Here is a 20,994-nt window from a genome sequence, read left to right as displayed (position 1 = left end):
AGTTTTCCATGAAATCTCAATTCGATCTTATGGTGCAGGGCACCACCAGTGACGCCGGTAAGAGCGCCATGGTTGCCGGTTTGTGCCGAGTGTTGGTACGTCGCGGCTACAAGGTTGCCCCGTTTAAGCCACAAAACATGGCACTTAACAGCGCGGTGACCGCCGACGGCGGCGAAATTGGCCGCGCGCAAGCGGCGCAGGCGGTGGCCTGTGGCGTTGAGCCGACTATCCACATGAACCCGGTGTTGCTAAAGCCCAATACCGATGTGGGCGCCCAGGTGATCATTCAGGGCAAGGCGCTAACCAACATGGAAGCTCAGGAGTACCACCATCATAAGCCCAAGTTACTGGGTAAGGTGCTGGAAAGTTATGAGATTTTACGCCAGCAGGCGGACGTTCGTATGGTGGAAGGGGCAGGCAGCCCGGCGGAGATCAACCTGCGGGAGCACGACATCGCCAACATGGGCTTTGCCGAAGCGGCCGATTGTCCCGTTATCATTGTCGCCGACATCGACCGTGGTGGGGTGTTTGCCCACCTTTACGGAACCTTGAAACTGCTCTCGCCCAGTGAACAGGCCCGGGTGAAGGGCTTTGTCATCAATAAATTTCGAGGGGATCCTAGCTTGCTCGACAGCGGTCTTGAGTGGCTCGAGCAGCAAACTGGCGTGCCGGTGATTGGCGTACTGCCTTACTTGAAAGGCCTCTACATTGAGGCGGAAGACGCCATTGCTACTCAGCAAACCGACGGCGATCGCCTGTTTACTGTGGTGGTTCCTGGATTGCCCCGCATCAGCAATCACACCGATTTTGATGCGCTTCGGCTAAACCCCAAAGTGGATCTGAAATTTGTGCGTCCGGGCCAGCCTTTGCCACCGGCGGATCTGATTGTTTTGCCGGGCTCGAAAAGCGTACGCGGCGATCTGGACGCGCTTCGCCGAGAGGGCTGGGATCGCCAGATCGCCAAGCACCTGCGCTATGGCGGTAAGGTGATGGGGATCTGCGGTGGCTACCAGATGCTGGGGCACACTCTGCACGACCCCGAGGGGCTGGAAGGGGAGTCTGGCAGTTCCAACGGCCTTGGCTATCTGCCCATCTCCACCACGCTGGCACCGGAGAAACAGCTCAAGCGCAGTGAAGGCAAGCTGACCTTGCTGGGGCAAACCACCCCAGTGCGCGGCTATGAGATTCATGCGGGCGTCTCCGATGTTGATGGTGAGCAACCTTTTGCGCTGCAAAGTGGTTTAGACGGCGCGCTGAGTGACGACGGTCAGGTGCTAGGCACATACTTACACGGCGTGTTTGATGACCCCGATGCTTGCGAATTGCTGCTGCGTTGGGCTGGCCACCATCAAGGTGGGTCGGTGGACGTGCGCGCGCTGCAGGAGCAGGGCATCAATCAATTAGCGGATGCCATGGAGCAGTATTTGGATGTGGATGGCCTGCTGGCGTCTTTGGGAGTGAAGGATGGCCAATAAACTCTCCTGCCCAGCGCTACTGGTTGCCGCAGGCAGCAGTGACAGTGGCAAAACCACGGTGGTGGCGGCGATGGCCCGCTACTGGCGCAACCAAGGCAAGCGGGTACGGGTGTTTAAATGCGGCCCCGACTTCATCGACCCGAAGTTTCATGAGCAGGCCAGTGGCAACCCCGCTCATCAGTTGGATCTTGGTATGATGGGCGAGTCCGCCTGTCGCCGCCATTTAGCTGAGGCCGCCAAAGAGGCGGATCTTATCTTGGTGGAAGGGGTGATGGGGCTGTTTGACGGCAAACGCTCCAGTGCGGAGTTTGCCATTCAGTTTGGCCTGCCGGTGCTGGCGGTGATAAACGGCGCCAAGATGGCCCAAACCTTTGGTGCCATTGCCTATGGGTTGGCGAACTTTGATTCCAGGCTCAACCTTTATGGGGTCGTTGCCAATCAGGTGGGCAGCCCAGGCCACGCTAAATTGTTAGCTTCCAGTGTGCCTCAAGGCATCACCTTTGCGGGCGCGTTGCCTCGAGACGAAGCGCTGGCACTGCCGGATCGCCACCTAGGGTTGGTTCAGGCTCAGGAGATCCCTGGATTAGATGAATGGCTAGAAACCGCTGCCGCCAAGCTGGCGGACAGTGTGCCACTGACTCTGCCGCCGCCGGTTAGCTTTGAGTCGGTGGCTGAGGATACTGCCATTAGTGAACTGGGTCAGCCACTGCAGGGGAAAACCATCGCCGTGGCCAATGATGCCGCATTTGCATTTATCTATCAGGACAACCTGAATTTCCTGACGCAGATGGGTGCCAAGCTTCGCTTTTTCTCCCCCCTGGCGAAACAGCGATTACCCCAATGCGATGCCCTCTATCTGCCCGGAGGTTACCCTGAGCTGCACCTTAAGGTGCTATCAGAACACGATGCGCTGATTGAGGATATTCAAGCTCATGTGAATGGGGATAAACCGGCGCTGGCGGAGTGTGGCGGCATGTTGTATCTGCTAAATCAACTGACGACGGTGGAGGGGCAATGTCATCAACTGGCTGGGGTTATTCCTGGGCAAGCGCAAATGCAGAAACGCTTGGCGGCCATTGGCATGATGAGCGCTGAGCTAACCAGCGGTTTTGGTGGTGAGAGGGCGATTGAGGCGGCTCGGGGACACAGCTTCCACTTCTCCAAATCCAACATCGATCTGAAGCACATCGCCACCGCCCAGCAAAATGGCATCGTTAAAGTGGATGAGCCTGTTTATCGACATCACCGGCTGCTGGCCTCCTACGTGCACTGGTATCTGCCAAGTGCGCCTAGATTCTTTGTGTCGCTGTTTTTAGGCGAAGAGATCATCCCCTCTAAGGTGGCAGACCATGAGTCATGAGTCCAATTGGCGTCGTGAGTTGGCGGCGGCGCTGAGTTTTATTACCCGCGTGCCAGTGCCTTGGACCTGGTGTGACGGCGCGGATATGGGGCGGGCATCTCGCTGGTTCAGTACCATCGGCATTTTGATTGGCCTGTGGAGTTGGCTGTGGCTTTGGGCATTGGCCCCATTGCTGGGCCAGCCCTTAGCTGCGGTGCTGGCGGTGATTGCCACCATCGTTTTTACCGGTGCCCTGCATCAGGACGGATTGGCCGATCTCTGTGATGGATTTTGGGGGGGCTGGGAGCGTGAGCGCAAACTGGCGATCATGAAAGACTCACAGATTGGCAGCTACGGCGTATTGGCGCTGATTGGCGCGTTTTCTCTGTCGGTGCTGGCCATCACATCCTTACCAATGGCGGCGGCGTTACCGGTACTGCTACTGGCCCACTCCGGTAGTCGCGCCGTAGCCGGTTTGGTGCCTAAGCTACTTAGTTACGCTCGACTGGAGGGGCCATCGAAAACCCCACAGGCCAATAAACCCATTGCAGGTGACCATCTGCTGACGTTGTGGTCGCCGCCGGTATTGATGCTGATTTATGGGGCATCTGCAGGGCTAGGCGCCCTGTTCTGGCCCCTTGTTATCGGCTGGGCCGTGAGTTTAGGGGCGATGCTGTGGCTAATGAAGCGTCATATTCAAGGTTACACCGGCGATACCTTGGGGGCGACCCAGCAGGTGGTGGAGATTGTGACTTTGCTTATCGCCGTGGCCGTGCTGGGCAGCTAATCGATGAAGCAGTTAATTAATCTTTGCGCCACACCGACGCCCGGGCACTTGATGAGTGACTGGCAACAGGCGCGGGAGCTGGTGCAGGAGCTTGGCCTTGATGGTTATGAGATCGCCAGTTACGGCCGGTTCGAGGCCAGCGCGATCCCAGCGGATCTGATTCACGGCTTTCATTTGAGTTTCCATCCTCAGTTTCACCTGTTGTGGCAAGGGGATGAAGCGGCTCTGTTGGCTCGCTTTGGCAGTTGGGAGGTGGTGGAGCAGATGTTCGGCTGCACCGACATCGAGGGGCTCATTGAACAGTATCGCTTCCAACTTAATTTGGCTCACCAGTTGGGGGCCAAATACGTGGTGTTTCACCCTGCTATCGTTGATGGCGATGGCATCTATACCCAGCAGTTTGAGTGGTCTCTCCAGCAGTCCCTAGAGCTGTGCGCCGAGCTGCTTAATCGAGCACTGATTGGCAGCCCTTTTGATGGATGGCTGCTGATGGAAAACCTATGGTGGAAGCAGAGTTTTCGCCTCCACAGCCGCGATGAGTACGATTACCTCAAATCGCGAATTGGTTATCACAAGGTGGGGATCTGCCTCGACACGGGTCATTTTATGGCGTGCGATTGGCGTTTGGATTGCCAAGAGCTGGGCATCGACAACCTACTGACCCAGCTTAAACGCTTAGAATTAAGCTCGGAGATCAAAACCCTGCACCTGACCGCCAGTTTGGGGGGCCACCACTTAACACCGGGCACCCAGGCTCCAGAGGTTCAAGGAGATTGGTGGGCCCAGTTCGAACGGATCTTAACCCACGTCAGCAGTATTGACCCCCATTTGCCATTTACCACTCCCAAGGTGCAGCGGCTGTTTGAGCAGATCTCGCCGCAGTTTTTGGTGCATGAGATGGCTCAACCGGATTTAGTTAGCTGGAAACAGCACATACAGACACAACAGCGGGCACTGGGTGCCCCACATCTTGCAAAGGAATCCCATGAACCAGCGTGATGGCGATCGCCACAAACAGCGACAACAGAAACTCAAACAGACCGTAGACGCCAAGGTAGAAGCCGCCACCATCGATAAGGGGGTGTTGTTGGTGATCACCGGAAACGGCAAAGGCAAAAGCACCAGCGGCTTTGGTACCGTGTTGCGAGCGGTAGGTCATGGCCTTAACTGCAAAGTGGCACAATTTATTAAGGGCCAATGGGAGTGCGGTGAGCGTAATGTGCTGGAGAAACTTGGGGTGCCCTTTGAGGTGATGAAAACCGGTTTTACCTGGAACACTCAAGATCGCAGTGCCGACATCGAAGCGGCAGAGAAGGTGTGGCAGCAGATAAAGCCCGCACTGGCCGATGAGTCGGTGGATCTGGTGCTGCTTGACGAGCTGACCTACATGCTGAGCTACGGTTATCTGGATCTGGATGAGGTGCTAGAGGCCCTAAACAACAGACCTGCTCACCAACACGTGGTGATCACTGGCCGAGCTTGTCACCGCGCCATTTTGGAGATGGCCGATACGGTGTCTGAGGTGAAGTCGGTTAGGCATGGATTTGAAGCGGGCATTAAGGCACAAAAAGGGGTGGATTGGTAATAAGGGGACAAAGCGTAAAATTCTTCAAAAAGGCTGTGAGAAACACCATTACTAAGTGACGGGGATTTCTCTACACTGGCCCCAGTTTCATCACGCATTTCCCTGCAATCATGAAACGCCGCGGCGAGCTATGCCGATACTCGCCGCGGTTTCCTTCCCTAAGGGCTGTTGATCTTCCATGCTCATTTGTGTGTCGAAAGATGGGGTAACCTTGGTTTAAATGCAAAGGCTAAAGATAAACAACCCTGAACGATTTTAGGCGACATCAGCAGGCTTTGACTTTGACGTTAACTCTTGCTTAGTTGCCGACCAATTCTCCCGATTGATTCGATACCACGCATGATCCAAGCTGCGTCCTTGGATCTGTTCGGCGTTGGCAACGATGTGAGAAAAAGCAAAGCCGTTGCGCTCAGCGACACGGCGACTGGCGAGGTTGCCAGTGGCAATGGCCAATTCGACCTTGTCTAAATCGAGTTGGGTAAAGGCATGAGTCAACAGCGCTTGTAGACTTTGGCTGATGATTCCAAGACCCTGAAAATCTTGGCTGAGCCAATACCCGATCTCCGCTTTGCGCTCAGCGTTGTTGATCTCTTTAAGGCCAATGTTTCCCACCAATTGTCCTTGGTAGAGCATGGCGCAGGCCATGGATGCGCCAGCGGCATACTCTCTGCGACAGCCCTCAATAAAGCCGACAAAGAACGCTTCGTCTAAATCAAGGTGGGGCCACTGTAACCATTGGCCCAAATAGTCTCGCTGAGCCTCGACAATGGCCAGATATTCTGGGGCCAAGCTGGGGGAGACCAGAGTGAGCTCTATATCTGAAGAGATGGAGATGGGAAGCATACCGGACCTATGTTGTTATGATTTTGCCTGTTCGCTGACACGCTAATTGCATTGCGCTTTTGCTTGCGCGATGGCGACCGCAGAGTTTCGATATGGTATCACACCTTTGTGGCAATCTGACTGGCTTTGAGGTGGCCATGTTTTCCCTGTCGGTGCGGTTTTTCTGTCGAGAGAATGACTGCCTCAATCGGAGCCAGCGCGATTCTAGAGTGATAAGGGGTTGGCCTTGTTCTTATGCTCCACTGAACTGCCAGGGTGCCTAGGCCGTATAACAGCTACAAAGATCAGGGAGTTAAAATATCAATTGATAATAAAAATGATTATCAATAACTCTCTGGCTTGGGTATACTCGGCAAGATTTTTCATTAGTAGCATTAAGGAAGCAGCTATGTTTAAGCGTCTATCCATCGCCGCATTGGCACTGTGTTCATGGGCTTTCAGTGGCGTTGCCGCCGCCAACGAGTGTGAGTTGACCATCAAGGCCAACGATATGATGCAGTTTGATACCAAGGTACTGGAAGTGTCTGCCAGCTGTGAGAAGGTTAAGCTTAACCTGATTCACGATGGCACTTTGCCTAAGACCACCATGGGTCACAACTGGGTTCTGACTAAAGCCGCTGACATGCAAGCGGTTGCCACCGAGGGCATGAGCGCAGGTCCTGATAAGGATTACGTAAATCGCGATAACCCAGCAGTGATCGCTGCCAGCGAAGTGATTGGCGGTGGGGCAAGCACCACGCTAGAGTTCAGCATCGCAGGCTTGAATGCCGGTGACAGCTTTAAGTACTTCTGCTCGTTCCCAGGCCACTGGGCCATCATGCAGGGTGATTTCATCATCAAGGCTTGATGGAGCCGATGCAAAACCGTGAATAAGAAAGAGCACCTAAATTAGGTGCTCTTTAAGTTTTGAATGCAGGGAATTGGCGATCAAATTGACTCAGAATTTGTAGTTGGCGCCGATGGAGACAAACATAAAGTCGGCGTCGTAATAGTCGATATTAGAGTCGATCACGTTGGCTCCAGTGAGGGTGACCAACGACCAGTTTTGGGTCCCAAAGACATTGGCGTATTCGTAGACGAAGAACGCGCCATACTGGCGATCTTCTCGTAGCGTGCCGTACAGTGGATTGACTTCACTGTATTCACGATATCGCCCATCCAAAGTGAGTGCAAAGCTGTGCTGGTTGTGTACCTTGACGTAGGTCAGCTCTGCTTTATAGGAGTTATAGGACTGGGCTTCGCCATCGGCATCGGAGCTGACTACGGTTAACGAGGGCAGCAGGGCGCCGCGTTTATTTGGCAAGTAGAACAGGTACTGGGCTTTGACGCTGAAGTAGTCTCGATCTCGCTGCAGCCGTGCCAGTTCCTCATCTGTTAACAGGTCGCCATCAAAAGAGGCAACGTCTTCACTACCATAAGCCGCATCGAAGCCCGCTCGGTCTTCATCCACTTGGGAACTGCCAAAGCCAAAATCCAGCCCAAAACCAGTGCCCATGATGTGGTCAATCTTGATGCGGCCTGCAGTGCCAGAGAGATCGGTTTCCTGTCGCTCCTCGGCCACCGCATAGGGGTCTTGCCAAACTTCGGCGGACACTAGGGTTGGCAGCGCGGATATGGCCACTGTGGTGCCGTCGCCAAGCTCATATTTATAGCCCAGCTCGAAGGCAAGAGAGCCGGTGGCGATCTCCTCTCGAGAGGTACCAAGAAACAGCTGATAATTGAGCTCCTCCCCAAAGGTGTAGGTCACTTCTCCCAGCAGTCCAAATACGCCTTTCCCGTCCATGCTGTCGTGCAGTTCGTTATTGGTTTTCGCTTTCGAGGTGATGTTGTCCTGATAGGCGCTGGCGTTGGTACTGAGGTTGTTGGTGTCTCGATAGTAGCCAGTCAGCAGGTTGACCTCGCCGTTAAAGCCCGCCGTCGGCGCGAGTTTTGCGGCACTGGTGAAAGAGAAAAACAGCGGTAAAAACAGAGGGGTAACGGATAAACGCATGGTGAGTTCGGCTCAGTTGGATAACGGCCGACAACTCTACCAATGGCGAAAAATATCCATACCGTAGATCTACTGCATTTTACACTGCCTTGTCTTGGGGCTGGCTAAAGCCTAAGCCATTTCTCAGTGCGAATTGAATCAGTTCTGAGTGGCTGTCAAAGTCCAACATAGTAAGCATGCGGTATTTGTGAGACTCGATGGTTCTTGGGCTCAGAAACAGCCTTTCGGCGCACTGCTTAGCACTGAGTCCTTGGGCCAGTAAAGACAAGACCGCCCGCTGCTTTTTACTGAGTTTTTGCAGCTTCTGCTGCTCATCGTTGAGCTTCTCTTGGCCGTGATTCAGCGCTTTGGCGACACTGGCGTGCTGCCAGTATACCAGCCACGCATCGCACAGCAGTTTTAGGCGCAGCAGCTGGGACTCTGACGGCGGAGAGCCTGGGCGATTAAAGCGGGCAAAAGCCAACGCGCCCCACACCTGACCGAATAGCTGCAGACGGATGATGCAATGCCAGCGAGCGCCTTGCTGATGCAGAGTTTTGAGCGCCACGATGTCACTGTTGGCAAGGTGGCGTTCGGTAAACACCTGATAGGGAACATCGGCGCGCAGCAGTTTTAGATAGTCGTGGACATTGCGGATGGCATCCCCTTGGGTAAACTCCTCTATCACCAACTTGGCGATGCCGTTGCGGTTAAAGGAGAGGTTGTGATCCTCTTCAATGGATAACATGGAGTTGGGGAATAGGGTGCAGCGATCCAGATCGAACCACTCCAGAGCTTGCAGAGCCAGCGGTTCAAGACAGGCTTCAAACTCTGCGGGTTTGCAGTTGGTCATTAAGCGAACTTGTGACTGCAACAGCTGCTCAAAGCTGATGTCGGTTTTCAAACCCATAGCGCGAAGCCTGACCCATGAAAAATTGCCCATTAGTCACCGATCTTAGCCGTTTCCCTAGCGGGAGGGAACTAAGCCTTGTAGCACCTTTGTCAGTCGCTGCAACTGTTGTGTGTCTTTGGGGAGCCCAAAGCGCAGCCCATGGCGTTCATCGGTGAGTCGCAGGTAGACGCCCTGGCGAGCGCATTGACGGTGCCAATGGGGGGCATCCGGGTGAATGACGGTGATAAACAGGCCACATTGATGGTGAGTGCCTGGAAGTGAGCACAGGGCCGCTGCCAATTGGTTGGCCATGGCATCGATGCGTTGATGCTGCTGCTGCTGCCAGTGGTCGTCCAGCAGGGCGGTTTTGGCCACTTGGCGGGCGGGGCCGGTGACGCACCACGGGCCAAGGGTTGCGCTCAGCTGTTCCAGTAACTTAGGCCAGCCAAACACAAAGCCTACTCGGGCACCGGCCAAACCGAAGAATTTGCCAATGGAGCGCAGTACCACCAGCCCAGATGTTCCCGTTTGGTGGACAATGGAGTCCGATGGCCACAGATCCATAAAGGCTTCATCCACCACAAGGGTGCCTCCTTTGGCGTTCAGTTGCTGGTGCCACTGGATCAAATTCGAGGGGTTGATTCGGTGCGCCATTGGGTTATTGGGATTTATCACCACCAAAGCATCCACGCTATCAAGCAGCGTTTGGCTAGGTTCAAGATCATAAAGCTCTATCTCCCAGTTGGCTTGTTGCCACGCCTTTTGATGTTCCTTATAACCCACGCGAGGTAGGGCGACCCGTTTGCCGTCGAGGTGTTTTGGAAGCTGCTGAATGGCCGCTTGGGAGCCAGCAACCGCCAGAGGCATCACCTCACTGCCGTAGTATTTGGCGGCGGCTAACTCTAAACCGTCGTCGGTTTCTGGTAGGCGATTCCAGTGGCTGAGCTCAATGGCCGGAATCGGGTAGGTCCAAGGGGCTACGCCGGTGGAGAGATCCAGCCAGTCAGACAAGGGAATGCGGTGTTCAATGGCTGCTTGGCGCAACCGGCCACCATGATGAAGTAGGCTCATAGCTGGATTATCTCAGGAGTAAAAACCAGTAAGGTCGTGATGGTAATGAGGGCAAGCCACAGCCATTGACCGCGTTCGACCAGAGCGATGGCACGGTCGATGTCATTCGCCGAAGCGTAGGGGCCGTCGCCCATCAGTGCCTTTTGTTTCAGTTGGCCATGATAGACGGCATCTCCGCCAATGGTGATCATCAAAGCGCCGGCACCGGCGGTCATCACTGGCCCGCCATTCGGGCTGTCACAGGCGTTGGCTTGTTGTTGCCAGCAGCGCCATCCAGTTTTGGCACTGCCTAAAACGCAGTAGGTTAGGGCGCACAGGCGAGCGGGGAGGTAGTTGAGCAGATCGTCTAGTTTGGCCGCGGCCCAGCCAAAATTAAGGAATCTGGGATTTTTGTAGCCCCACATGGCATCTAAGGTGTTGCTCATTCGATAGAGCACGGCGGCTGGGGCTCCGCCAACGATAAACCAGAATAGGGCGCCGAATACCGCATCGTTGCCATTTTCCAACATCGATTCCATGGTGGCGCTGACGACCTGTTTCTCATCCATCTGATGAGTTTCTCGGCTGACGATCCAGCCAACTTTCGCGCGGGCCTCATTCAGATCGTTCTGGCGCAGGGCGCTTGACACCATGCGGCCGTGCTCCCCAAGACTGCGACCTCCGATAACCAGATACAGCACCAATCCTTGAAGCCACCATACTTCTGGCAGTAGCAGGAACATCAGCGCCGGAATCAGCGCCAGTATGACGGCCACCTTGCCGCGGCGTTTGGTGGTATTCCATAGGCGCTTTTCAATGGCTCGAGCGAAGCGGCCATAAGCCACCAGAGGGTGAAATCTGGGGAGTTCGCCAAACAGCTTGTCGAGAATCAAAGCCAAGGTGATGGCGAGGGTTAAGTGAAGCAGTTCGAAGGCCATAGTGATCTGTCGTTGCCTGAATTGAAGAGATGGTGCCTGTTTGTCAGCCGCATCGCAAATGGAGGTTATTGTTCGGTGATCTGGCCGATACTGTCACTGGGATTTGTCACAGTTTTTTAGCTGCTGAACCGGAGTTTTTAACTCGCTCCCGTTTTTGGGCTGAAATGGGTTCACTCTCACGATTTTGCTATAGGAAACAAAAACCTGTCACTTTTCACATAGGTTAAGCCTCCCGAGTGTCATAGAGTGTTAACTGTCTTATGGAGCGCAAGCTTAAAGGGGAATCGGATGTGATGTCCGAGCTGTACCCGCAACTGTAAGCGACGAGTGAATCTTTCATGCCACTGGCGACATGCTGGGAAGGCCGGATTGACGTTTGAGTCGCAAGCCAGGATACCCGCCATAGGTCGAAGTATGCAGATCGAGCGGGCTTACTCGATGACTGGCTAAGTGCGTTGTTCTCATTTTATGGCGCACCACTCCATTCAAAAATTGCCTCGCCATCTGCCCAAACCATATTGGGAGTATCAGGATGACGGGTGTTTCATCTGTTTCAAACATGTCTAGGTTATGCCGGTGAGCGTAACCAGCATTAAGCGCAGCCGCCACAAAGGCGAGATGCGTCGAGGTTATACCACGGGTGCTTGCGCAACTGCTGCGGCGTTGGCGGCGCTTAAAGCGCTGCTGACTGGACAGGCGCAGACACAAAGTCTCATTGACCTGCCCATTGGTGAGCAGGCGCAATTTGATCTGCATCGCTGTCGTCCAGGGCAGGCATCGGTGATCAAAGACGCTGGCGACGACCCTGATTGCACCCACGGAGCCGAAATTGGTGTCGATGTCGAGCTGACCAAAACGCCAGGCATTCGCTTTTTCGCTGGCTCCGGAGTGGCAACCGTGACCAAACCCGGCCTAGAGCTGGCGGTGGGGGAGCCTGCCATCAATCCGGTGCCCCGTAAGATGATTAAGCAGCACCTGCTGCCATTGCTGCCCCCCGGTAGCGGCGTGAAAGTGACCGTATGGATCACCGACGGTGAAAAGTTGGCCGAGCAGACCATCGGCCGCCGCTTGGGGTTGATCGGTGGCCTATCCATTTTGGGCACTCGAGGTACGGTTCACCCCTATTCAACATCCGCCTATGCGGCTTCAGTGCGTCAAGGTATTGAGGTGGCGCGGGCACAGGGTCTTAACCACGCAGTGTTGACGACCGGCAGCCGTACCGAGCGTGCCGCCATGTTAGCTCGCCCCAACATGAGCGAGTCAGCCTTCATTCAAGCGGGGGATTTCTCCGGCGTTGGTTTGCGTGCCGGTGCTCGCTTTGGCATGGAACGTCTTACCTTAGTCACCATGATTGGCAAGCTGTGCAAATTGGCCGGCGGCACCACCATGACCCACGTGAGTGGCCGCGCCATTAACTTTGCGTTGATGGCCGACACGCTCGCCGAATGCGGCGGCGACGCTGACCTATGCCAGCAGGTGCGGGAGGCCAACACTGGCCGACATCTGTTGGAGCTAATTCCAAGCACCCTAAAGCCCCAATTTCTTAATGCACTGTGCCAGCTTGCTGCGGCGCACTGCTATCGTTATGCCCACCACAAGCTCGCCATTGAGGTGGAGCTGCTGGATTTTGACGGCGCGCCCCTCGCGTTTGCCGCAGTTGGAGAATTGAAATGAGCCAGATGCAACAGATCACCGCTCAAGGCCGACAGATTGAGCAGGACTCATTTGCCATCATTGATCACGAGATTGAGCGGGACCACGGGGGACATTCATTCTCCCCTGAGCAGTGGGCGGTGGTTCGCCGCGCCATTCATACCAGTGGCGATTTTGAGTTCGCCAAGCTGTTTCACTTCAGCGATGGTGCGGTAGAGCGGGGCATCGAGGCGATTCGAAACGGCGCCAAGATCATCAGCGACGTCAATATGATTGTTACTGGCTTAGCCCCAAGGCGAATGCAGCCGTTCGGCGTTGAGGCGCACTGCCTGATCAGCGACCCGGAGGTGATTGCCGAAGCCACTGAACAGGGCTCCACCCGAGCTAAGGTCGCCATGCAATATGCTGCCCGCTTGGGGTGGCTTGATGGCGGCATCATCGCCATTGGCAATGCCCCTACGGCGCTGTATGAAGCCATGTCGCTGTGCCAGCAGGGAAAGATAAACCCCGCACTCATCATTGGGTTGCCGGTGGGGTTTGTGAAAGCCGATGAGTCCAAGCGGGATCTCATGGCTACCCAACTGCCCTACATCGCCTGCGATGGCCGTAAAGGCGGCAGCCCTTTGGTGGTGGCGGCGCTGCATGCACTGATGGTTGAGGCCGCCAAATGAGTGGGCAATTATTCTTAGTGGGCATGGCTGCTGACGGTTGCGTTAGCCTAACCAGCCGGGCCATCAACTCGGTGGTGCAGTCCGAAGTGCTGGTGGGCTCGGAATCGCAGCTGGCGTTCTTTCCGCAGTTTGATGGCATTCGCATTCCCTATCAGTTTCCCATCAACGAGTTTATTGCTGAGCTACTGGCTCAGTACGCCGACCATGACATCACCATCTTAACCAGTGGTGATCCGCTGTTTTTTGGTCTCGGCCAGACTTTGGCCCAATTGTCTTACCCTCATCAATTGGAGGTCATCCCCCACCTAAGTTGTGTGCAGCAAGCCTGTGCTCGCCTTGGGTTACCTCATCAGGAGATGGCGATGTTGTCCCTGCATGGGCAGGTCAATAAAGCCCGTCTGCCAGGGCTGATTGCGCGAATTCAAGATTGTGTTCAGTTCGCGCTGTTGACCGATCGCACCGATAACCCAGTGGCCGTTGCCCAAAAACTGGTTCGGTATGGGGAACTAGGGTGGCAGTTATGCCTGTGTGAGGCCCTAGGCAGCTCCGAGGAGCGAGTGACGCATTGGACGCCAGAGCAACTGGCTGAGACCAACCTTGATGACATCAACCCCATGAACCTGCTCATTGGCGTGCGGCAAACCCAGCGGCCTTGGCAGGGGTGTAAGGGCCACCAGCCAGACGAGGCGTACGCTAAGCGCAGTCCTAAAAAAGGCTTGATTACCAAAGCGCCAGTGCGGGCGTTGGCAACGGCCAACCTTGGCCTGACGCCAACCTCCGTGGTCTGGGACGTCGGGGCCGGTTCGGGATCCGTGGGCATTGAAGCGGCGAAGCAAGCTTTTAAAGGTCAGAGCTATGCCATTGAGTGCAATCCTGAATGCTGGCCAATGATTGAGGCCAATGCCATCGCTCATAAGGTGGATAACCTCAGGCTCATCCAAGCCAAGGCGCCGGAGGGGCTAGAGCAACTTGCCAACCCCGACGCCATCTTCTGCGGTGGCAGTCGCGGCCAGATGCCTGAGTTATTGCCCCTGATGTGGCAGCGCCTCAATGAGGGCGGCCGCCTAGTGGTGAGCGCCGTGACCCTAGACACCCTGGCTGAGCTGCATCAGTTAAGCCAACAGCTCAACCTTACTCCACGCATTCTTCTGCTGAGCGCCGCCAGTGAGCGACGCATCGGCAGCTACACCGGATATCAAGGGGATAACCCTATCCATCTGTTTATTTTCGACAAGGCGGAATCAGCATGTTGACTACCCAATCCTATTCAACTGGCAAACTTTACGCGGTGGGCGTTGGCCCTGGAGCCAGCGATCTGATGACCTTGCGCGCCGCCAATTTGCTGCGCACCGCAGATGTAATCGCCGTGCCTGAAAAAACTCAGGGACTAAAGGACTCATTTGCCTGGGCCATCGCCACAGGCGCGGTACCTGAGGAGCAGATTGAGGGCCAGAAGCTGTTTTTACACTTCCCCATGAGCCGAGACATCGACGTAACGGTGCCCGCGTGGCAACGGGCGGCGCTGCAGATCGCCGAGCGTCTGCGTCAGGGGCTGGATGTGGTGTTTATCACCGAAGGTGACCCGTCGGTGTTCTCAACGTGGGCCTACCTGCAGGAGGAACTTGAGCAGCTGTTGCCTGAACTTGAGGTAGAGATTGTTCCTGGAGTGAGCTCCATTACGGCGGTGCCGGCGGCGACACAGGTGCCGTTGGCCGATGGCCAAGAACGCTTCTGCGTGGTACCGGCGACCTATGGCATTGAGATGCTACCCCGCCTCGTAGAGGAGTTTGACACCATCATTCTCATCAAGGCCGGCCGCATGGTGGAGGCGCTGATTGAACAGCTAGAGCCCATGGGGCTGCTGGAGTGCGCCCGCTACGTCTCACACGCTTCCGGTGACAATCAGGAGGTGTATGAGGATCTGCGTCAGGTGCCCAAGGAGCATCGTTACTTTGCCATGGTTCAGTTGTCCATTCGTGGCCGCAAAGGTCGCCTGCGTCACGGTAAGGCCGCCTAATGACTGGGGGCGCGAGCAACATCGCCTTGTACGCCATTACTGCCAATGGCAAGCAACTGATGGCCTCCCTCCAGCAGCGTTTGGGACAAGGCCAGTGCTTTGCTCTGCACGGCGCTAAGGATTCCGATGCCAAAGGCTCAGAATCCATGAGCTTTAAGGCGGTATTGGCGGAGCAGTTTGCGTGGTTTGATTGCCACATCTGCTTTTGCTCCGTGGGCATCGTGACTCGGTTGATGGCGCCGCTTTTAAAAGATAAACGTCAAGACCCTGCGGTGATCTGCATCGATGAGCAGGGGCAATTTGTGGTGCCAGTGCTAAGCGGTCATCGTGGCGGCGCCAATGCCATGGCTCTGCGAGTTGCTGAGCTGCTGGGCGCTCAGGCGGTGCTGACCACCGCCAGTGATGCCAGCCAGACGTTGGCCGTGGATCTACTGGGCGCCGCCTACGGCTGGCGTCTTGACCCAGCTTGTGAGCCTGACTTGACTCAGGTGAGTGCGGCGGTGGTAAACGGTCAAGCGCTGGAATTTTTGGTTCACAGCGGTCATCGCAAATGGTGGCCCCATCAACGTCCTTGGCCAAGTCACTGGCATTGGAATACCAACTTAGAGACTGAGCCGAGCCCCTCGGCCCAAGCGAGAATTGCCATTAGCCATCGTCAGAGCCTACCTGCGTTCCAAGGGCCCACGGCTATCTGGCGCCCGAAAGTGCTTGATCTCGGTGTCGGCTGCGACCGCGGTACACCCGCCAATGTGGTAGAACAGGCGCTTGAGGCGTTTTTGCAACAGCATGACTTGTCGCCACTGTCACTTCGAAGTCTTAATAGCATCAGCCTTAAAGCGGATGAAACTGGCTTGATAGGCACTGCCAATCGGCTCAAGCTGCCTTTTGATTGTTTTGACGCAGAGCGACTCGATGGGGTCGAGGGCATAGAAAACCCCTCAGCCACCGTTAAGCGCTGCGTTGGCGTAAGTTCGGTAGCGGAAGCGGCGTCCCTGTACGCCTCACAAAGCCCCAGATTACTGGCACCTAAGTTTAAATTTAAAGCCCAGGGGTTCAACGTCACCTTGGCTGCCTGCCTGCATCAAGGGGACGCCCTAAGTCCTACCGCAGAGCCTGCCCACAAAGGCGGCAAAGCCATGAAGCCTTTCGATTACCACCTGATCTTATGTGGAGGGCATCGCTGCGGCGATGAGGTAAAACCGCTCGCGTCGAAACTGCGCCGCCTAGCGGCCACCGAGTTGGCGGGCATGGGCGAAGGCGGAGCGGATCTGAGGCTTAAGATTACCCGAAGTTACTGCATTGGAGGCTGTCGAAAAGGGCTACGGGCCACCCTGTATTGCAAGAGCAATCAGAGCGACCCCAATCATGGCCTGGTGATGCAGCATCTGGAGCAACTGAATTTCGACCAGTGGCGACAAGCATTTGCCGCCTTGGCACAGCAGCAGTCTATTACCGCCCTTTGGCCAGCGCATCAGTTCGATGAGGAAGCGCCATGTGCATAGATCACCCCCTAACGGAGCGACCCAAGCTGTCTTTGACCATCACCCGTAGCCTCAATGTGCTGGTGGTGGGAGGCGGCCGTGCAGGCTATCTAAAAGCCTCGAGCGCGCTTAAGCAGAAGCAGTTGGTGACCTTGCTGTCCGAACGCTTCAATTCTGAGTGCAGCGCACTGCCGTGCTGGCAAGTTCAAGGGGATCTCTATCAGTGGCAATGGCCGGACTTCGAGCCCTTCGATCTCATCTATCTGGCGCTGCCATGGCCCCACGATGAGGACAAGCAGCAACACCTTAAACAGCTTTGCAATCAATTGATGGCGAAAGAGCGGCTGCTGTGCGTCAGCTGCCGCCCAGAGCTCGGCAACGTGGTTAACCCCTGTGTCCGTCAGGTTGGGGAGTACCAATTGGCGCTAAGTGGCAGTGGCGATACGCCAGCTGTCACCAGAGAGCTGACCAACTCCCTCGCGGCCCATCTGGCTAAGATTCAACAACAAGAAAACCCACTATGAAACGACATCGACATTACAACCAAGGCCGAGCGCTGATCTTATGCTGCTTTGGCTCCGTGGTGGCACAGCATCGCTACCAACAACTGCTTGAGCAGGCGCAGCAGCGTTATCCCGAGTATGAGGTTCGCTTAGCGATAAGCTCCCGCATGGTGCTTAAACGCAATCAAGAGTTTGCTCTTTGCACCTTGCCTGAACAGTTGGCAGCGCTGGACCGCGCTGGGCATCGTCAGATTGTGGTGGCTTCGGTCTACCTCTACCCAACCGAAGAGCACCACCAGTTGACTCAGGTGGTGTCTGGTTTTTCCCAGTTTAGCCTTAGCCGCATTGTGGCCACTCCGGCGCTGCTGCAACCGGTTCATTCCGCGAACGCCATTTTGACGGCGCTAAACCAGCGCTTCAATGAACCCGGAGTTCAAAACCTGTTTATTCATCATGGGGCGCCGGATCTGGCCAACCCAGGTTATAGCGCCATCTGGTATAGCCAGCAGCTATTAGGTCAACTGAGCGACAGTAACCATTGCTGCTCCTTAGAGGGAGCCAGCCCATTCCCATTGGTGAAAGAAAAGTTGGCCACCGAGCTGACCGCGCGCGGTGACCATCGGGTGCGTTTGATTCCGATGCTGTTGGTGGCGGGCAATCACTTTGTTAACGACGTCCAGAGCATCAAACAGGATCTTGAGCCCATCGCCCCTGCTCAGGTTGCCAAGTTTGATCAGGATGACGGCGAAGAGCGGCCATTTTGCCTGCTGGATCTGCCGGAATTAGTGGCGGTGCTGTGGCGACATATTGATACCGAATTTAGCAAGTTAGGAGCGTTAGCGTGAGCGGTTCACTTTCGATTGTGGGCATTGGCCCCGGCAGCATCGAGCTGGTTTCTCCCATGGCCAAAACTGCCATTGAAGGGGCGGATCTGGTGCTGGGCTATAAGCCCTATCTGGATATGGTGGCATCACTGCTGACCACACAGGAAACCAAAGCCAGCGGCATGACGCGAGAGGTCGACCGGGCTCGGTTGGCGGTGGAACAGGCGCAAACGGGCAAGAAGGTGGCGGTGATCTCCTCTGGCGATGCCGGCATCTACGCCATGGGCTCCATTGTTTATGAGGTGCTCAGTGACAAGGGCTGGCGCGGCAACCAAGACTTTCCGGTCACCATGGTGCCTGGCATTACCGCCGCCAACTCCTGCGCTTCTTTGGTCGGCACGCCATTGGGGCACGACAGCTGCACCATCTCGTTGTCGGATCTGCTGACGCCGTGGGCCTTGATTGAGAAACGAATTGAGGCAGCGGCGATGGCAGATTTTGCCATCACCTTTTACAACCCTCGCTCAAAGCGCCGAGTGGATCAGATTGAGATCGCCCAGCGCATCTTGCTTGAGCACCGCAGTGCCGACACTCCGGTGGCCATCATTGATAACGCTTACCGACCGGAGCAGCGCATTGAGCTGAGCACCTTAGCCGAATTCACCCAGTGCGAATTTGCCATGACGGCGGCGGTGATCGTGGGCAACAGCCAAAGCTATCGTTTCGGGGAGCTGATCATCACCCCTCGAGGCTATGACAACAAATACCACCTAGACAGTGGCCAGGTAAAAGATGGCCAACGCCGGGGCCGTACCCTACAAACTGAGGAAAAATAACATGACCGTATTCTTTATTGGCGCAGGCCCAGGTGACCCAGATCTAATTACTGTGAAGGGGGCTCGTTTGGTTGAGCAGTGCCCTGTGGTGCTCTACACCGGTTCATTGGTACCGAAAGAGGTGGTTGCTCGAGCCCGTGAAGACGCCTTGGTGCTGTCGTCGGAAGACATGGATCTGGATCAGATTGTGGCGGTGTGTCGCGATGCCCATGGCGAAGGTAAAGACGTGGCTCGAGTGCAGACCGGTGATCTGTCGATCTACAGCTCGCTGGCGGAAACCACCCGCCGATTGGACGAGGAAGGCATTGATTGGAAGGTGGTACCTGGAGTGAGCTCATTCCAAGCGTCGGCTGCGGCGCTGGGGCAGGAGCTGACTCTGCCAGAGGAGTGTCAGACCATCATCTTAAGCCGCGCCAGTGGCCGGACGCCGGTGCCGGAAAAGGAGAACCTGAAATCCTTAGCCGAACACGAAGCCACCCTGTGTCTGTTTTTGTCCGCCAGTTTGATTCGCAAAGTCGCTCGCGAGCTAAAAGAGGTGTACCCGGGAGACTGGCCAATTGCGGTGGTGGAGAAAGCCTCTCACCCAGAGCAGCGCATTTTGCGCGGTACCCTAGACACCATTGTGGAGCAGGTGGAAGAAGCGGGCATCAAGGCCACGGCGATGATCATTGTCTCTAAGGTGTTGGGTCAGACCGATTTTCGCGATTCCCGCCTTTATGCCGCCGAGTTTACTCATGGATTCCGTAAGGCAAGAGTTGCGGCCAGCCGCTGTGGAGCTGGCCATGAGTGACCAAGCGATGGCCCCAGGCCGAGTATTTTTGGTAGGGGCGGGACCGGGGGACCCCGGGCTGCTGACTCAACGGGCGCTGGAGCTGATGCATCACTGCGATGTGATCTGTTATGACCTGCTGGTGAGTGACGCCATTTTGGCGCAAATTCCTCAGGGCAAAACCCTGATTCCGGTGGGTTATCGTGGTTATTGTGGCACCAGCATCGAGTATGGCATGCATCCGGACGTGGTGGCGCAGGCGCTGGCGGGTCATGAGGTGCTGCGTCTTAAGGCGGGCGACCCCTTCATCTTTGGACGGGGCACCGAAGAGTGCCTGTGCTTGCAATACCATGGCATCGATTATCAGGTGATCCCTGGCATCAGTGCGTCGCTGGGCGCGGCGGCCTACACCGGTTTTCCACTGACCAGCAACGGCATGGCATCGGACGTGACGTTTGCCAGTGGCCATAAAGCCTCGACGACCATCTCCAACTGGGCGGCGCTCGGGCAGGGTTCGGGTACCTTGGTGCTGTACATGGGGGCGAAAAAGATCGCGCTGCATGCCCAGGAGCTGATCAGTCAGGGCAAGCCTGCCGATACACCACTGGCGGTGATTGCGGCGGCAACCAGCACCCGACACCGCGTGATGCACTCCACCTTAGCCAAAGCGGGTCAGGAGATTGCGGAGTTTGATAATGGCGATCCCATGTTGGTGGTGATTGGCGATGTGGTGACTTTGGCGGACAAGCTGGATTGGCGTTCTAAATTGCCGCTGTCTGGGGTGCAGATTCTCGCCTGTACTGAGCACCGTCAATTGATTGAGCCTCTCAAACTTGCGGGGGCCATCGTCATCGAGCCGGTGACCCGTCATGTGACTCTGGATATTGAAGATGGGCTGTGGCAACAGCTAATGAGTCAGTTTGCGCTGCACCTTATGGATCGTACCAGTGCCGAGGCGCTGTTGGCGGCCTGCCGTCATCGTAGATTGGATCTCAGGGATCTGCCTTGGGCGTTAACAGCGGAGGGCGATGGGGTCACTTTGCTGGCGGAACAGGGAGTGTTTGTTGAGTCCGCTGCTCAGGAGGGCGCGATGGTGATACAGCAGCACACTAAGGGGGTGGCGATAAATTACGATTATGATCCGGTTAACAGTGCCATCAAACCGGCATCGCGGGTACTGGTCGACGATTGCCACAGTTTGATCTTTCTGATCTCCAATCAATTGCTGGCCACTAAAGCGGTGGTCATGAGCCAATGCACGGAAGTACTGGAGCTGGCCCAAGAACTTGGATTCGTGGCTGAATCGATGGCCAATCATGACGAGTGTGCCGAAAAAGGACTGCAGAGCGTCGCGTAAGATGG

General features: G+C 55.8%; 21 protein-coding genes and 1 riboswitch. Of the genes, 16 read left to right on the top strand and 5 right to left on the bottom strand.

Annotation, left to right across the window (positions count from 1 at the left end; genetic code table 11):
- Positions 1-8 precede the first annotated feature (8 nt).
- Genes FCL42_RS19995 through cobO form a run of 5 tightly spaced genes read left to right on the top strand, consistent with a single transcriptional unit; the run spans position 9 to position 5,186 of the window.
- The gene (locus tag FCL42_RS19995) at positions 9-1,475 is read left to right on the top strand and encodes a cobyric acid synthase (RefSeq protein WP_136865201.1); all 1,467 of its coding nucleotides are present in this window, start codon (positions 9-11) and stop codon (positions 1,473-1,475) included.
- A complete protein-coding gene (locus FCL42_RS19990; protein ID WP_136865200.1) occupies positions 1,465-2,835 on the top strand; it encodes a cobyrinate a,c-diamide synthase in 1,371 nt (456 codons plus the stop codon). Before FCL42_RS19995 ends, FCL42_RS19990 begins: the two co-directional genes overlap by 11 nt.
- Positions 2,825-3,601, top strand: coding sequence for an adenosylcobinamide-GDP ribazoletransferase (cobS, locus tag FCL42_RS19985; RefSeq protein ID WP_136865199.1), 777 nt, complete (start codon positions 2,825-2,827; stop codon positions 3,599-3,601). Before FCL42_RS19990 ends, cobS begins: the two co-directional genes overlap by 11 nt.
- Before the next feature lie 3 nt (positions 3,602-3,604).
- Positions 3,605-4,600, top strand: a complete 996-nt coding sequence (locus FCL42_RS19980) for a TIM barrel protein (protein ID WP_136865198.1) — start codon at positions 3,605-3,607, stop codon at positions 4,598-4,600.
- Complete coding sequence (cobO, locus tag FCL42_RS19975) at positions 4,587-5,186, top strand: cob(I)yrinic acid a,c-diamide adenosyltransferase (RefSeq protein WP_136865197.1); 600 nt, start codon at positions 4,587-4,589, stop codon at positions 5,184-5,186. The genes FCL42_RS19980 and cobO overlap by 14 nt, the downstream gene beginning before the upstream one ends.
- Before the next feature lie 255 nt (positions 5,187-5,441).
- Here the strand turns inward: cobO and FCL42_RS19970 are convergent, their stop codons facing one another.
- Positions 5,442-6,029, bottom strand: coding sequence for a GNAT family N-acetyltransferase (locus tag FCL42_RS19970; RefSeq protein WP_136865196.1), 588 nt, complete (start codon positions 6,027-6,029; stop codon positions 5,442-5,444).
- A 388-nt stretch (positions 6,030-6,417) separates the two neighbouring features.
- On the opposite strand from FCL42_RS19970, the gene azu reads away from it, so the two are divergent.
- Positions 6,418-6,876 (top strand): azurin, encoded by a 459-nt coding sequence (azu, locus tag FCL42_RS19965; RefSeq protein ID WP_136865195.1) that lies wholly within the window; start codon positions 6,418-6,420, stop codon positions 6,874-6,876.
- Positions 6,877-6,966: 90 nt separating this feature from the next.
- Here the strand turns inward: azu and FCL42_RS19960 are convergent, their stop codons facing one another.
- From FCL42_RS19960 to cbiB, 4 genes are all read right to left on the bottom strand, one after another.
- Entirely contained in the window at positions 6,967-8,019 is a 1,053-nt protein-coding gene (locus tag FCL42_RS19960) for a DUF2860 family protein (RefSeq protein WP_136865194.1), read from the bottom strand.
- 79 nt (positions 8,020-8,098) lie between these two features.
- Entirely contained in the window at positions 8,099-8,908 is an 810-nt protein-coding gene (locus FCL42_RS19955; RefSeq protein ID WP_136865193.1) for a helix-turn-helix transcriptional regulator, read from the bottom strand.
- A 57-nt stretch (positions 8,909-8,965) separates the two neighbouring features.
- Complete coding sequence (cobD, locus tag FCL42_RS19950; RefSeq protein WP_136865192.1) at positions 8,966-9,961, bottom strand: threonine-phosphate decarboxylase CobD; 996 nt, start codon at positions 9,959-9,961, stop codon at positions 8,966-8,968.
- Positions 9,958-10,878, bottom strand: coding sequence for an adenosylcobinamide-phosphate synthase CbiB (gene cbiB, locus FCL42_RS19945; RefSeq protein WP_136865191.1), 921 nt, complete (start codon positions 10,876-10,878; stop codon positions 9,958-9,960). The genes cobD and cbiB overlap by 4 nt, the downstream gene beginning before the upstream one ends.
- Before the next feature lie 244 nt (positions 10,879-11,122).
- Positions 11,123-11,297: riboswitch (cobalamin riboswitch) on the top strand.
- A gap of 157 nt (positions 11,298-11,454) precedes the next feature.
- Between cbiB and FCL42_RS19940 the strand changes: the two genes are divergently transcribed.
- The 10 genes from FCL42_RS19940 to cobA are packed head-to-tail and all read left to right on the top strand — an operon-like array spanning position 11,455 to position 20,989.
- Positions 11,455-12,552: a cobalt-precorrin-5B (C(1))-methyltransferase gene (locus tag FCL42_RS19940; protein ID WP_205729308.1), complete on the top strand. Its 1,098-nt coding sequence runs from the start codon at positions 11,455-11,457 to the stop codon at positions 12,550-12,552.
- Positions 12,549-13,202, top strand: a complete 654-nt coding sequence (locus tag FCL42_RS19935; RefSeq protein ID WP_136865189.1) for a precorrin-8X methylmutase — start codon at positions 12,549-12,551, stop codon at positions 13,200-13,202. Before FCL42_RS19940 ends, FCL42_RS19935 begins: the two co-directional genes overlap by 4 nt.
- Entirely contained in the window at positions 13,199-14,455 is a 1,257-nt protein-coding gene (gene cbiE / locus FCL42_RS19930) for a precorrin-6y C5,15-methyltransferase (decarboxylating) subunit CbiE (protein ID WP_136865188.1), read from the top strand. Before FCL42_RS19935 ends, cbiE begins: the two co-directional genes overlap by 4 nt.
- Positions 14,449-15,219: a precorrin-2 C(20)-methyltransferase gene (gene cobI / locus FCL42_RS19925; protein ID WP_136865187.1), complete on the top strand. Its 771-nt coding sequence runs from the start codon at positions 14,449-14,451 to the stop codon at positions 15,217-15,219. The genes cbiE and cobI overlap by 7 nt, the downstream gene beginning before the upstream one ends.
- Complete coding sequence (locus FCL42_RS19920) at positions 15,219-16,721, top strand: cobalamin biosynthesis protein (RefSeq protein WP_136865186.1); 1,503 nt, start codon at positions 15,219-15,221, stop codon at positions 16,719-16,721. Before cobI ends, FCL42_RS19920 begins: the two co-directional genes overlap by 1 nt.
- Positions 16,712-17,224 (top strand): NAD(P)-dependent oxidoreductase, encoded by a 513-nt coding sequence (locus FCL42_RS19915; RefSeq protein WP_136865185.1) that lies wholly within the window; start codon positions 16,712-16,714, stop codon positions 17,222-17,224. Before FCL42_RS19920 ends, FCL42_RS19915 begins: the two co-directional genes overlap by 10 nt.
- Positions 17,221-18,048, top strand: coding sequence for a sirohydrochlorin cobaltochelatase (locus FCL42_RS19910; RefSeq protein WP_136865184.1), 828 nt, complete (start codon positions 17,221-17,223; stop codon positions 18,046-18,048). The genes FCL42_RS19915 and FCL42_RS19910 overlap by 4 nt, the downstream gene beginning before the upstream one ends.
- A complete protein-coding gene (gene cobJ, locus FCL42_RS19905) occupies positions 18,045-18,863 on the top strand; it encodes a precorrin-3B C(17)-methyltransferase (RefSeq protein WP_136865183.1) in 819 nt (272 codons plus the stop codon). Before FCL42_RS19910 ends, cobJ begins: the two co-directional genes overlap by 4 nt.
- A gap of 1 nt (position 18,864) precedes the next feature.
- The gene (gene cobM, locus FCL42_RS19900; RefSeq protein ID WP_136865182.1) at positions 18,865-19,653 is read left to right on the top strand and encodes a precorrin-4 C(11)-methyltransferase; all 789 of its coding nucleotides are present in this window, start codon (positions 18,865-18,867) and stop codon (positions 19,651-19,653) included.
- Positions 19,646-20,989, top strand: a complete 1,344-nt coding sequence (gene cobA / locus FCL42_RS19895) for a uroporphyrinogen-III C-methyltransferase (protein WP_136865181.1) — start codon at positions 19,646-19,648, stop codon at positions 20,987-20,989. The genes cobM and cobA overlap by 8 nt, the downstream gene beginning before the upstream one ends.
- Positions 20,990-20,994: the final 5 nt, after the last annotated feature.

This window comes from Ferrimonas aestuarii (genome assembly GCF_005116665.1).
In the GTDB taxonomy this organism is placed as follows: domain Bacteria; phylum Pseudomonadota; class Gammaproteobacteria; order Enterobacterales; family Shewanellaceae; genus Ferrimonas; species Ferrimonas aestuarii.
The sequence above is the reverse complement of the archived record's forward strand: the minus strand, read 5'-3'. Positions and strand labels throughout refer to the sequence as shown.